The 13,254-nt window shown below is 66.6% G+C and carries 11 protein-coding genes and 1 tRNA gene; 10 read left to right on the plus strand and 2 right to left on the minus strand.

Features of this window, described 5'->3' with window-relative positions:
• The first annotated feature begins 410 nt into the window (after positions 1–410).
• The gene (locus tag ACGFS9_RS15905; RefSeq protein WP_393253651.1) at positions 411–1,340 is read left to right on the plus strand and encodes a phosphotransferase family protein; all 930 of its coding nucleotides are present in this window, start codon (positions 411–413) and stop codon (positions 1,338–1,340) included.
• A gap of 15 nt (positions 1,341–1,355) precedes the next feature.
• On the opposite strand, the gene ACGFS9_RS15910 is transcribed toward ACGFS9_RS15905, so the two are convergent.
• Positions 1,356–2,729 carry a hypothetical protein gene (locus tag ACGFS9_RS15910; RefSeq protein WP_393253652.1) on the minus strand — a complete coding sequence of 458 codons (1,374 nt, stop codon included), beginning with the start codon at positions 2,727–2,729 and terminating at the stop codon, positions 1,356–1,358.
• Positions 2,730–3,016: 287 nt separating this feature from the next.
• Between ACGFS9_RS15910 and ACGFS9_RS15915 the strand changes: the two genes are divergently transcribed.
• The 6 genes from ACGFS9_RS15915 (at position 3,017) to ACGFS9_RS15940 (ending at position 9,010) form a co-directional block, all read left to right on the plus strand.
• On the plus strand, positions 3,017–3,568 hold the full coding sequence (locus ACGFS9_RS15915; protein ID WP_393253791.1) for a bifunctional DNA primase/polymerase: 552 nt from the start codon (positions 3,017–3,019) through the stop codon (positions 3,566–3,568).
• The gene (locus ACGFS9_RS15920) at positions 3,558–3,869 is read left to right on the plus strand and encodes a hypothetical protein (RefSeq protein WP_393253654.1); all 312 of its coding nucleotides are present in this window, start codon (positions 3,558–3,560) and stop codon (positions 3,867–3,869) included. The genes ACGFS9_RS15915 and ACGFS9_RS15920 overlap by 11 nt, the downstream gene beginning before the upstream one ends.
• Positions 3,870–3,873: 4 nt before the next feature.
• Positions 3,874–4,203, plus strand: coding sequence for a hypothetical protein (locus ACGFS9_RS15925; RefSeq protein ID WP_393253793.1), 330 nt, complete (start codon positions 3,874–3,876; stop codon positions 4,201–4,203).
• A 1,355-nt stretch (positions 4,204–5,558) separates the two neighbouring features.
• Entirely contained in the window at positions 5,559–8,042 is a 2,484-nt protein-coding gene (locus tag ACGFS9_RS15930) for a DNRLRE domain-containing protein (RefSeq protein ID WP_393253656.1), read from the plus strand.
• Entirely contained in the window at positions 8,039–8,473 is a 435-nt protein-coding gene (locus tag ACGFS9_RS15935; RefSeq protein ID WP_393253657.1) for a hypothetical protein, read from the plus strand. Before ACGFS9_RS15930 ends, ACGFS9_RS15935 begins: the two co-directional genes overlap by 4 nt.
• A gap of 467 nt (positions 8,474–8,940) precedes the next feature.
• Positions 8,941–9,010, plus strand: a tRNA-Ser gene (locus tag ACGFS9_RS15940).
• A gap of 1,349 nt (positions 9,011–10,359) precedes the next feature.
• Here ACGFS9_RS15940 and ACGFS9_RS15945 read toward each other — a convergent pair.
• Positions 10,360–11,100, minus strand: a complete 741-nt coding sequence (locus ACGFS9_RS15945) for a GntR family transcriptional regulator (protein WP_393253659.1) — start codon at positions 11,098–11,100, stop codon at positions 10,360–10,362.
• A gap of 203 nt (positions 11,101–11,303) precedes the next feature.
• Here ACGFS9_RS15945 and ACGFS9_RS15950 point away from each other — a divergent pair, with 203 nt between their 5' ends.
• Genes ACGFS9_RS15950 through ACGFS9_RS15960 form a run of 3 tightly spaced genes read left to right on the plus strand, consistent with a single transcriptional unit; the run spans position 11,304 to position 13,174 of the window.
• Positions 11,304–11,651, plus strand: a complete 348-nt coding sequence (locus tag ACGFS9_RS15950; protein ID WP_393253660.1) for a hypothetical protein — start codon at positions 11,304–11,306, stop codon at positions 11,649–11,651.
• Positions 11,651–12,967, plus strand: a complete 1,317-nt coding sequence (locus ACGFS9_RS15955) for an FtsK/SpoIIIE domain-containing protein (protein WP_393253661.1) — start codon at positions 11,651–11,653, stop codon at positions 12,965–12,967. The genes ACGFS9_RS15950 and ACGFS9_RS15955 overlap by 1 nt, the downstream gene beginning before the upstream one ends.
• A gap of 12 nt (positions 12,968–12,979) precedes the next feature.
• The gene (locus ACGFS9_RS15960) at positions 12,980–13,174 is read left to right on the plus strand and encodes a hypothetical protein (protein ID WP_150216197.1); all 195 of its coding nucleotides are present in this window, start codon (positions 12,980–12,982) and stop codon (positions 13,172–13,174) included.
• Positions 13,175–13,254: the final 80 nt, after the last annotated feature.

Consider the following 13,254-nt stretch of genomic DNA (forward strand, 5'->3'; position numbering starts at 1 on the left):
CGTGATGGTGCTGGGAACTTCGAGGTACGCGGACCAGTGCGCGATGTTCTGGATTCCGCAGCCGAACACGGCCCGATCGGGACCAGTCAGCAGCAACACTCAGGGCTGTAGCTGCCGGACCTCGGACGCGGGGCCGACAAGGGCGGCGCGGCTGCACCCGCCTGCACATACGCGAAGACCCCGGCCTCAGCGTTTCCGCTGGTGACGGGGTCTTTGGGCACCTCATAAGGGGTGCCCCCGGCAGGATTCGAACCTGCGCACACGGCTCCGGAGCCCAGGTGAGACCGCAGGGTCATTGCTGCCCTGACCTGCGGCTGAGGCTCCGATCGGGCGAGTGTCGAGCAAGGTCATCACGCCCCTATTACGTGGGTGGCCTGTCGGGCGGTTGGTGCGGGCCGTATCGTCGAAGCATGATCTCGGGTAGCGGCGAGGGAACGGGCAGCGACGGTGCGGAGTTCACGGCGGAGGGCCTGGAGCCTGTCCTCCGGGAGGCATGCGCGACTGCCGGACTCGACTACCGCGGCGCCGAGTTGCTGCGGCTCGGATCGAACGCGGTCTATCGCCTAACGTCGTTACCGGTCATCGTCCGCATCGCGCGTGATCCGGCGGTTGAAGCGGAGATGGCCCGGGCTGTGGGGGTGGCCCGGTGGCTTGAGGAGCAGGACTTTCCGGCCACGCGTGTGCCGGCGTCCATCGCTCAACCGATCGTCGTCGGTGGCCTGGTGGTCACCTTCTGGGAGAGTGTCCAGGAGACCGAGGAGTACGCGACGGTCGGTGAGCTGGCCGACCTCGTGCGCCGCTTGCACTGGCTCGAAGAGCCTGAGTTTCTGGGCCTGCCGTACTTCGACCCACTGGCCAAGCTGGAGACGTCGCTCGAAGGGCTCGACGACATCCCTGGGGAGGACCGAACGTTCCTGGAGGAGCGAGCGGCGAGGCTTGCCAAGGATTACGACCGGCTGGACTTCGTACTTCCCTTCGGCATGATCCACGGTGACGCCAGTATCGGGAACATCCTCCGCCATCGGGACGGGCGCGCGGTGTTGATCGACCTGGACGGCTTCGCCCTTGCACCTCGTGAGTGGGACCTCATTCAGACGGCGATCTTCTACGACCGGTACGGCTGGCATACAAAGGCGGAGTACGCCGAGTTCGTGCACCGGTACGGCTTCGACCTGATGAACTGGCCGGGCTACGAAACGCTCGCTGACCTACGTGAGCTGATGATGGTCGCCTGGCTCGGCCACCAAGTCGCGACGAGTGAGCGGTCTGCCGCCGAATTCGCTCGACGAGTGCACTCTCTCCGCACCGGGGAGGGCCGAGACGAGTGGGGCCCGTTCTGATCCCGCGAGGCCCCCTCAGACATCGGCGTGAACGCCTGAGGCTATCCACAGCCTGTGCTCTGTGACCTGCTCAGTGAACGCTTGGACGTACGCGCTGTCGCCGGCCCCTGCGAGGTTCTGCCGAAACTCGGCAAGGTAGCTAACGCACCGTGCCGACTTGAGCTGCTCGCCCAGGTCGAGTGCATCGACCGCAACGCGACAAGCCTCCTCGACGTCTCCGGCCCATAGGTGAGCATCGGCGAGAACCATGGTCGCGAAGAAGTCGCTCCGCACGTGGCTACCGCTCATCGCGTTCTCGGCATGGGCGACGGCTTGCCGGGCGCTGTTGACATCACGGAAGCAGTGAGCGGCCTCCGCGGCGAGCTCGGCCTCGTCGAAGTAGCTGATCCATTCGGGTTCGTCGTCGGAGTTCCGGCTCTCCAGCGCTTTCGTGGCGGCACTCAGGGCGGCTTCGCAGGCTCGGATGTCCCCGGTCCGTGCAAGCGCGCGGGCTTCCATGGCATGGAACTGGGCGCGAAGCGTGGGCGTGGCCACAGGAGAGATGCCCATGAGAGCCGCGCGGGCGAGCGTTGCGGCCTGGGTGTAGCGACCGAGGAAAGTGGCCTGATGACTCATGGCCGACAGAATGCTTCCGGCGAGCCGACGGTCGTTGGCGTCCTGGGCCAGGCGGAGAGCCTGGAGAAAGTACCGCTGGGCCATGCCGTGGCGGCAGGCGTCGTACGACATCCAACCAGCAAGAAGCGTTGCTTCCGCCGTGGTGGAGAGCAGCGCTCGGCCGACCTGCTCCGTGTACTGACCGCGCAGGAGTGGTGTGACTTCGGTGCTGAGGTACTGGATCGCCGCATGCCGTGCGTGGTCACCGCCGAACCGGTCGTCCAATTCGGCGAACATGTCCGCCGTGGTCTTGATGGCGGCCACGTCTCCGAGACCAACACGGATTCCATCCCGGCGTTGCCGGGGAATGGCCGGCTCGGGCGCCACCAACCATCGGAGGGACGCTTCGTTCCAAGCAGGCTCGGACGGCTCGGCCTGTAAGAGGGGCTCGTACCGATTGAGATCCGCACGCCACAGTTGGCTCACTGCTTCGATCGCGTCGTCGGGGCTCGCCGGATAGCTGACGTCCAGGAGCGACGCATCCCGTCCGCTGTCGTGGGTCAGCGCGAGTTCGGCCGCACTGAGCTCGTATGCCTCGCAGAGGAGCGGCCCATAGAAGTCGTCCGGAACGCTGTGGCCGTTCTCCCAGCTGGCAATACGCCGCTTGACGCTGGCGTCTGCCGGGAGCTGATGGCCACGGCGCGCCGCAGCGTGACGCAGCTCTCGCACCAATCGCGGCTGACTCCACCCGCGATCCGTACGGGCCTGCCGTAAGCGAACGCTGGTCGATTCCATCGAAGACGTAACCGTCCTCTCCCGGTGAGTGAACTCGTGCGATTACTGGGGCGCGCGACTCTGAGGCCGTACGACCGAATGTACGCGCGGTTCATGGCTCGATGCTCTAAGTAGGCGCAGATCGGGAGCGATTGAGCCGCGACGGGGGATGACGCGTCCACACGTAGCGCGTCATCCCCCGTCACCTCTCGTCATCTGCCCTGACCAGGGTGGCGAACGTGAGTCTGGAGGCAGCGCGGCATTGCGGCCGTGAATGAGACTGACCGAGGTGGGATGACGTGCAGCGGATGACCACAAGAGGCGTCGAATGGCTCTCTGCGGCGGCCGACGATCCGGCCGACTGCCGGGCGACCTGGGAGGACGACCCACGCGCACCGTACGCGCTGGCGGCCGGCCGCTTCTTCGACGTGGTGACGGTCGAACAGCGCCTGGGCATGGAGACCTTCGATCAACTTCTGCACCGGGGACTTCCATTCGGCCCCGTGGTACTTGATTACAAGGCCCGACGAGTCGGCTTCCTGCTCGGCTCGCGGAGTCAGGAGACTTTTGTCCACTACCTCGCTCAGGAAGATGGCACGCCCCCCACGTACCGGTATCTCGGTCACGGCTCAGTGGTAGTCGTCCCGGGACCCATGCCTATGAGCGGCGACCGCTACCAGTGGCTCCGGGCACCGACTCGACGCCCCATCGCCAACCCGCTGCGTCCAGTCGCTTTGGCCACGATGCTGGTTGCCTCCACCGAGCTGCTCATCCGTGTGGACCGGTACGGCGAGCGCTACCCGTCTGCGGCTGCACTCGCCCTCCCCAACTTCGAGGGGTCTTCGGCCGATGCGGGATGACCCCACGCACCGGCATGACGCTGCCACCTGGTCCCCCCTGGACACCGATGACTGGTACGCCGCGCGTAACGCCGCAACGGCCCTTCGGGATGCTCTGCTCTGTGCCGGCCTGGAGAAGGACTTCCCCTACTTGCGAGCCGACTTGAATGCCTTCGGGCATGGCCTGATCGAGCTGGGCCGTGTCTCACCGGCCACCGCGGAACGCCTGGCGGAACTGCTACGGCTGGCGCTTGCCGCGGGGCTGAGGCGACTTGAAGAGAGCAGCGACGGAGCTTCCCAACACCGCGAAGGAGAGGGCTGACGTGATGACCGACCGACGGGGAGTCGTCGCCAAGCGCGCTGAAAGCCTGATGCCTGGTGTGCCTTACGTCCGGGGCTGGGCGCAGGCTCGACGCGGTGCTGACGAGTTGGCCGCGCAACTGACCGCTCTCGGCCTGGAGTCGGACTTCCCCGGCCTCACTGCCGACGTGAACGTCTCGGGCGACGGCCTCGTACGACTCGGCACCATACGGCCCGAAGCGGCCATGATGCTGGCGGAACTGATCGTGTCGGGCCTCGCGGCAGAGATGCCGACGCATGCCGAGACCTCAATGCATGAGGCGGGTGGCGCCCGCCGCACCTCGACGGCTGCGTGACCGGATCGGCCCGAGAAGCCCCGGCCGGTCGCGGTCCGAGCATTCCTGCGATCAGCCGAACCGGCCCTGTGTGTCACCGTTCCCGATTGGACGATGCGCGGGGCCTTCTGTCCGCGAGTTTTGTCGTCTGTGGTCTGCCGCTCGGCCGGGACCGGCGCCCCAGCGCCGCAGCCCGGACGAACGGCAGACCACCCTGCTCCGAGGATGGATGCGGGCCTCATGTCGGACTCCGGACAGCAGAACATCAGCTTGGGAAGCTGAGGGCATTTGGAGCTGGTTCGGGCGCTGGCCTGGGCGAACGTCCTGGGCGAGGCGGCGCCGGGCAGGAAGGTTGTCACCGTGATTCCCCGCTACTCCCCGCTCAATCTGGTGCACTTGTGGTGCGGTGGGACTAAGAATTGCGTTCTGGAGTCGGCTCGATGACGTCTGCCCAGACCAGATCGCCCCACGGGTTTCCCTCTATGCCGAGGCGTTCCGCGACGACATCATTGAACTGCCCTATTTCATAAGGGAGTTACACATGCAAGCACGGTCAGGTGGTAGTTCGCATTGGTACGGGTGATTCGAACCGCACCCATCACCATGATCAACATCACAGTGAGTCAGATGCTTTTTGTGGCTTTCGCGCAAGATGTGAAAGCACTGTGAGACTCGCATCTCTCCTACCATCAGGCAGCCATCGCCAAGCTTTGGCGATGGCTTGACTATTTCAGGGGGGGATAGTGCGAAGACGTTTTACGGTCATGACGACTACTTCGCTGACGCTGTGCTTGGCGCTCGCTGTCCAGTCGGCCGCGGTGGCACTGCCCGACGATGGAACGAACGGGGCTGACGAATCACGGTCGGCCGCTGGCGTGGACAAGCGGATCACCGAGGCGCCGAACGAGCAGGCAGCGAGGCTGGCCGCGGTTCTTCAGGGTCATCGGGTCGAGGTGCTGTCCGCGCGTACGGAGGACTCCACAACGTGGGTGAACCCGGACGGGACGATGACCACGGACGTCGCCTCGGGGACGATCCGCGTCAAGGAGAACGGCCAATGGCGCCAGATCAACACCGACCTGGTCGACTCCGGCAGTAGGCTCGAACCGAAGACCGCTGCTGCCAATGTGCAGCTGTCCGACGGCGGTGCCGAGGACTTCGCTCAAGTTGCCTCTGGGGCACGGTCGTTCGGGCTGGATTGGGAAAGTAGCTTGCCGGCCCCGACCGTGGACGGGGACACCGCCGTCTACCGGTCTGTAGTGCCGAACGGCGACCTTCATGTCACCGCGCTGCCACACGGGTTCACGGAGTCGCTGATTCTGAAGGAGCGTCCGACCGAGCCAGTGGAACTTAGGCTTCCGGTGACGCTCAAGGGCATGAAGCTGAAGAAGACCGCTGAGCGGCATCTGCGGCTTGAAGACGCTACTGGCTCACTCGTCGCCAGCGCCCCCTCGCCCCGGATGTGGGGCACGGGCACCGATGCCCGCTCGGGTGATCCGGCGAAGAGCGTCGAGATAGCCACCACCGTCGAGGAGACGGCGGACGGCACGGTCCTGGTGCTCAAGCCGAGCCAGGAGTTCCTCGACGACCCGGCAGTGGTCTACCCGGTCACCATCGACCCGACCACCACACTTGCCGCCTCGACCGACACCTGGGTCGCCACCAACTACCCCGATTCACAGCGGGGTTCGACGGAGCTGAAAGCCGGCACCTATGACGGGGGCACCACCAAGGCACGCTCCTACGTCAAGTTCGACGTCGCCAAGTACCTCGGCAAGCACATCCTCAGCGCGGAGCTGCGGCTGCACTCGTACTGGTCCTCCACCTGCGCCACCGATGGTTCCGGGGTCGAGGTACGCCGGATCACAGGCAGCTGGGACCCGAGCGCGGTGACATGGGGCGCGCAGCCCGCCACCACGACGACAGGCTCCGTCATCTCCAAGGCAGCCTACGGCTACAGCTCGGCCTGCCCGGCCAACTTCATGCGATGGAACGTCAAGGACATCGCCCAGTCCTGGGCGGACGGAGAGTCCAACAACGGCTTGCAGATCCGGGCCGTCGACGAGCAGGACTCAAAGAGCTGGCGCCGGTTCCGCTCGGCCAACTACGTCGACGGTTCTCAGGGCCCGACCGAGCCGGCCCTGTCGGTCACGTACAACACCAAGCCGGGCGCCGCGAGTCCGGTGAGCCCGGCCTCGGACACCTTCACCGCCGACACCACACCCACGCTCCAGGCAAAGGCCACGGACGCAGACGGCAACACTGTGCGGCTCAGTTTCGAGGTGTGGAACTCTGCCGGCACCACCAAGGTCGCCTCCGGTACCTCGGCCTACGTCGCCTCCGGCACCGCTGGCAGCTGGACGGCGCCCGCCCTGGCCACTGGTACCTACAAGTGGCGGGTCAACGTCTACGACGGCACGGACTGGAATAGCACCTGGTCTGCTTGGCGCAACCTGACTGTGGACACTTCCGTCCCGGCCGCGCCCACGGTCACATCGACGGCGTATCCGGCAGACGGCCTGTGGCACGGAGACGCGGGCACCGCAGGAACGTTCACGCTCACCGACCCTGCGGGTAAGGCGACTTCCGCCGAGTACCGCCTCGATGAGGGTGCGACACAGACGGCAACCCTGGCCTCCGGCAAGACGACACTCACGCTGACACCCACGACGCGCGGCACGCACACGCTGACCGCACGGGTCAAGAGTGCCGCCGGCACTTGGTCGGACTGGGCCGAGTACACCTTCCGGGCCGGCAACATCACCGGAACCCTGACTGTCCCGTTCATCAACGAGATCGCCGAGACCCACTTCGCGGACCTTCTGCACCCCGCCGACGGGCTTGAGGAGACCGACGAACTGGATGAGGAGATCCCGGACGAGGACGACACTCCGGCCGGCTACGTCGAGCAGGAGGACCCGGAGAAGACGGAGACCGAGGACTCCGCGGTCCAGACGGCCACGACGGAGCTGCCGTCGTCCTCCGTCGGTACTCTGACGGGCAACAGCGCCGACGGATCGGCTCAGACGCTGATCGACCTCCCGGGGGCGTCCTCGGCAGCCGCTGAGCTGAGTGAAACCGGTCTGGTGATCTACGCCAACACCCAGACGGACGCCGACACCATCGCCGTCCGTAGCAGTGCCAGCCAAGTCGAACTCTTCCACCTGCTGCGCAGCGCCAACGCGCCGAAGTCCTTCGTCTACAAGATCGCCCTGCAGACGGGGCAGGAAATCTCGGCTGTCTCCGACAACACGCTGATGATTTCCGACACGAACAGTGACCTGGTCACTTTCCTCAGCGCGCCGGTCGCCGTCGACGCCAAGGGCGCCACGGTGCCCGTCACGATGAAGGCGAACGGATCGGACGTCGAGGTCTCCCTCACCCCAGCGGCTGGCCAGACCCTCGCGTACCCGGTGATGCTCGACCCGAGCGGCGCCAGCTACACGGTCACGCCGGCCGAGCGCAGCTACTGCTACTGGAACCCGTACGACTGCTCCAAGGCACGCGACCAGGCAGGTATCGCTCTGAGGGCCGCCCAGAACCTCTACCCCGACAGGACCCTCTTCCAGGGGACCGGTGACGCCTTCCGGCACTGCTACTGGAACGCTCTGATGGAGGTCTTCGTTGACCACGAGACGGCCTACGAGGTAGCCACCCGCCACGAGTCCGAATCTAGGGGCGTCGACAAGCAGATGGACCTCAACAACAACAAGAAGGGGCGAGAGATCGGCCGCTACTACAAGGCGCGATACTCCAAGGCCGAGGCGTACACGAAGACCCGAAGCTCGTGCAAGAGCCACGTCTCAACGGGCAAGCTCTGGATCATCAAGAGTGGCCGTTTGGTGAGGAGTAACGCATGATGACCATGTTCCACCGCCGAGTCGTACCGGTACTGCTGCTTGGCCAGGTCGCCTATGTCGCCCTGCTTGAGTTCGCGTTCACCTTCCTGGTGCCTGACACCGCGGAAATCGACCACACCGATCCCCAAACCTCTGGCACCGTGCTGTACCTGGTGCTGGCCGCTGCGGCCGTCCTGGCCATGGCGGGCGGAGCCGTTCTACTGGGCTCGGCACAGGTCAGAGACAGGACGCCTCGCGCGCTGCGCGTCGGTTGGCTCATCCTGCTCGGGCTCGGCGAAGTCGCCATCGCCGTGATGTTCCTGAGAGTGGTTGTCACTGGGGCCTTGAGCCCGGACACGCTGATCGGTGTGCTGGCGAGCGTGGCAAGCTGCGCAGTCGCATGGTCGTGTCTGACCGAGACAAGCACTGTGCTGCGAGGCACTCCAGCCTAAGTCGCGTCGGGCGGAGCCGGTATCGGCTCCGCCCGACCTGCTTGCTCATGGCAAACGACGGTGGAACTGATCACAAAGCTCCTCTAAGGTGCGGCCTCGTTTGCCTCACCACATAGGACACAGTCTTAGGAGCGAGGTTGGGAGATCACATGCGTGACCTGCGGACTCCCTGTCTGGTCCAGAGCTCGGCGAGTTCACCCTGTGGACCCTCGGTTCCCCGTGAGTTCCCGTCCGTTCTGGCACGGAAGTGGCACGCTAGGCTGCGGCCATGCCCGAGATCAACCCGACGGACCCGGAAGCCGAGAGGGCGAGAGGGCGCGCTCCACTGTGGCTGGACGCCGAGGATCTTCATCGGCTGGCATCCCACTGTTGCTGCTCCGAGGACACTTCGGAGAAAGATCGTGAGCAGTGTGGGCGCATCCGCTTCCGGGCGTCGGCAGCGCTCCACAAGAACGGACTGAGTCGCTGGCTGCTGTAAGCGGACAGTCTTGAAATCTGCCGGCTTCGCCTTCCCAGGTTCGAATCCTGGCGCCGCCACCCTAACGGGAATTGGCCCCTGACCAGCAAGTTTGGTCAGGGGCCGTTCTCGTTCCCGGCTCACGCCAGTGACCGCCGCTCCCCGCTGTTCCCCGCCCGTTCTGGCACGGCCGTGGCACACGACGTGACCTTGATCATGCGGCGGCGTTCCGCGCCTGCTTCCTTGATCGGCGGTACCGACGCCACTTGGGCGCGAGCTCACCGCACGCGGTCACCCAGACGGCAAGAACAGCGGAAGAAACGATGCCCTCGTGCTCTCCAGTGAGCCTGCCCACCGCCCACAGGGCTGGCGTCGTGATGAGCCAGGCCACGAGCAGGTGTCTCGTCTTCGGCCACCAGTGCGCATTCTCCACAGGCGGGACGGTATCAAGGGCCATCGGTCCGTCTGGCGACGGCAGGAGGTCGGCAAGTCGGGCAGCCTACGCCGGGATAGTCGCGAGCTTTGAAGCTGTGGCCTCATCCTTATCAGGTCAATCACGGTGAAGCGGTGAGGTCGCTCAACGCCGCTGGCCCTCAAAGGCCCTGTTCGCTGAGGTACGGATCCGATCGCTGCCGTACATCGCTGTTGGTGTCAGCCGCTGATGTCAGACGTGAGTGGGCGGTTTGACCGGCTCCCTTACCTCCTGGCGTCAAGGTTCCTGCTGCTCGGCTGAGCGAACCACAGGGATCTTGTGGCCTCGCCTGGCTGCCCGAATGCGGTCGATGATGGGCCACACAAGCCCAATAAGAAAGCAGATTGCCCCTACGCCAAGGCCCCACCGAATCAGAGGTGGTTGGCCTCCACCCGCCGCGCGGGCACCGGCCCAGACCGCTCCGGCCGCGAGCCCGAACCCCGTCCCCCATCGAGCTTCCTGACTGTCGCTCATGTTCCCCCTCTTAGTTTTCATGCGCGATGATCCCACTCGCACCCACCCACCACTCACCCAAGCTTCCATCCCGTCTGCCGTCGACCCACACACCGTGGAGCGGGCGTGGTTCAGGGCGTCAAGGTGGAGCGCCCTGCCGGACGAACGACCTTGACGCCCTGGGCCGCGACTGCTGGGCTCCGCCTGGGTCGACGGCAGACGGGATGGAAGCACCCCAAACTCGGCCGGCACCCGCGAACGGCGCCCCCGCCATCTCGGAGCCTGAGCGCCCCCGCCGGAGGCACGTTCTGACCTGCTGACGTTATGCGGTGATCACCTCATGACCCCCGGCCCCACCCGCTGTGGGCGCGCGTCGGCGCAGCGCGGGCAGAGCGGGCCGAAGGCAGGAGCGCCGCCCGCGGCGGAGCCGGGAGCGCGCCCGGCGGAGCGGAGCGCAGCCGGGGCTTGAATCAGTAGAGAAAGTCTGAGCCAACTGGGCGTCTGCTACAGCCTGAAGGACAGCTCCAAGTCGTCGCCCGGAAGGTGGAACTCCTCCAGGGCGAGCGGCTTCTCTGCCGCGGTGAGTGTCACGCGGATGATGTGGAGCAGTGGGACACCTTCGGGGAGTCGGAGGGCCTGGGCCTGGTCCGGGAGCGGCATGCGGGTGCGGATGTACTCAGTGAAGTGGAGTTTCTGGCCCAGGTCGGCGAGTGCTGCGTAGAGCTCCGGGGCCGGCGGGGGTGCTTCCTCCTCGTACTTCGTGTCGATCAGCACGGAGAACGGCACGTACGTGCGGTGGAGTTGGCGGAGACGGCCGTTGTCGGCGGTCTGCAACGCGTCGTACGTGATCATCGGCTCGCCCGGCGGGATGCGCAACAGGTCGGCGAGTGCGAGCGGGGCATCGGTGCGGGTGGCCACCGGGGGTTCCGCATTGGCCCAACGGATGCCGTCGGCCTCGACGTAGCCTCCGTCTGGCGTGCGGCGGATGCCGCGCGGGCGCGTGTGGCTGGGGCGGGTCTGGGGTGAGCGGGCGAAGGTGCCCCGTCCCATGATGACCTCGACGAGACCGGATGCTCGCAGCTCGGTGAGGCCCTGACGGACCGTGGGGCGCGTCACGCCGAACTGCTTGGCCAATGTCTCCTCGGAGGGGAGCGGCTGGCCGGCCGGGTAGGTGCCGTTCAGGATGCCTTCGCGCAGGTAGTCGGCGATCTGCCGGTACTTCGGCTGCGTGTTCTGTGGCGGCATGTAGGCCCTCCGTGGCCGTGATTCCCGATCAGCTGTGCGCCGTCGTGGACGGCTTGTGCGTTGCGGTGAACAGCGTCCCCTATCCCAAGACGGTTGACAACCCGTACTACGGGTGGTCACTCTGGATTCCTAACCCGTAGTACGGGTTGTCTAGCAACCCGAAGGATCGGCCTTCGGGTGCGATGGATGAGGAGTCCAGACAAGTGGCAAGCCTTCCGATCGACACCGCGAAGTTCACGGGGATCATCTGTGCCGTGCCCCCCGCTCCGCGGATCGCGAACCGTGAGACCGGTCAGCTCCGCGTTGACCGCGACACGGGCAAGACCATCTACCAGGTCGGCCTGTGCCTGATGTCGGGGGCGTCCGCCGACGTCGTGACTGTGAACGTCCCCGGTGAGCCCAGCGGCGTGCAGCTCGGCATGCCCGTGGCCGTACGGGACCTGGTGGCCACGCCGTGGGAGAACGACGGCCGGCACGGCGTCGCCTTCCGCGCGGCGGAGATCCGGCCCCTGAGCGCTCCGGCTCCGGCCGGGAAGGGGGCCGCGCAGTGATGAACCTGGCCTCCACCGCTTCGGCCGGGACGACCTGGCCGAGCTCGTTCCTCGTGGTGGCCGAAGTGCTGGTGTCGGGCCTGCTCCTCGCAGGCCCGGCCCTGCACCGCCGCTACCCCGTTGCCTGGTGGTTCTTATTCGGGCTCCCGGCCGCATGCTGCCGCGTCATCCGTACGTGGCGGCCGTTGATGGCCGGCTGCGGTCTGGCTGTGAGCCGCCGTCCCGCTCTGACGGTCGTGTCCGGGCTCGTCGGCAAGGGGGCGCCACCGCCTCAGCCGTTGGTGCCCCGGTTCGGGTTCATACGGCCGACTTCCGGCGGCTTCTGGCTGCTGGCGCGTCTTCTCCCGGGCCAAGTGCCCGACGACTTCGTCAAGGCGGCGCCCGCCATGGCCGAAGCCTGGGGGATGCACGCCGTCCGGGTCGCTCCTCAGAAGCCGGGCACGGTCCGGATCGCGGCTTCGGTCATTGACCCGCTGGCGTACCCGCGCATACCGAAGCAGCGTGGGCCCGTGAACCTTCTCCGCGTTGCGGTCGGTGCGCTGGAGACCGGCGCCGCCTGGGTGATCGACCTGCGTCGCATACCGCACTGGCTGATCGTCGGTGCCACCCGTTCCGGGAAATCCACGCTGATCAACGCGCTCGTGGCGGGCCTGGCTCCGCAACCCGTCGCGCTGGTCGGCGTCGACTGCAAGGGCGGCATGGAACTGTCGCTGTACGAACCGCGGTTATCGGCGCTCGCGACCAACCGCGAGCAAGCCGTCAGGCTCCTGGCCGCGCTGGTCGATCTCACCCTCGATCGTATGACCGTCTGCCGTGCGGCTCGCGTTCGGAACATCTGGGGCCTCCCGGAGCAGGAACGGCCGGTCCCGGTGGTCGTCATCGTCGACGAGATCGCGGAACTGTTCCTCATCGCGAGCAGGAACGAGAAGGACGAAGCGCACGCGGCCGGTACGGCGCTGATCCGGCTCGCCCAACTCGGCGCGGCGCTCGGCGTCTTCCTCGTCGTCGCCGGCCAACGCGTCGGCTCCGACCTGGGGCCCGGAGTCACGGCCCTACGTGCCCAGCTCGGCGGGCGAGTCTGCCACCGCGTCGCCGACCCCGGCACGGCAGAGATGGCCCTCGGTGACCTCAACCCGGACGCGCTCAAGGCAGCGCAGGCGATCACGCCGGAACAAGCCGGTACCGCGGTGCTGGCCTCCGGCGACGGCTGGGAACGCGCCCGATCCCACCTGATCACCGAAGCGGACGCGGAAGCCATCGCGGCCGAGTACGCGCATCTCACCCCGCACCTTCCCGAACTGCTGGACGCGAAGTGAAAGGGGTCCACCGTGCTCGTGTCCGTCTCGGCGGTGCTGCTGCTCGGACTGCTCATCTGGTTCCTGCTGCGCATCCGCTATCTGCGCTGGGCCGACCTGCTGCTCTGCTCGGCCTTCGGCTTCCTGCTCGCCCGGACGATGGCCGCGCCCCTCGTGGCCACGGTCCTCGCTGGCCTGGGCGCCTTCCTCGGAGGGCTCCGCTTCTGACCCATCCCGCACGGCCTCAGCTGAACAGCGCCCGCACAACGGGCTCCCGACGGGGCGCCAAGTCGCCAAACCCGACCCCG

The organism is Streptomyces sp. NPDC048566, assembly GCF_043199735.1.
Classification (GTDB): Bacteria; Actinomycetota; Actinomycetes; order Streptomycetales; family Streptomycetaceae; genus Streptomyces.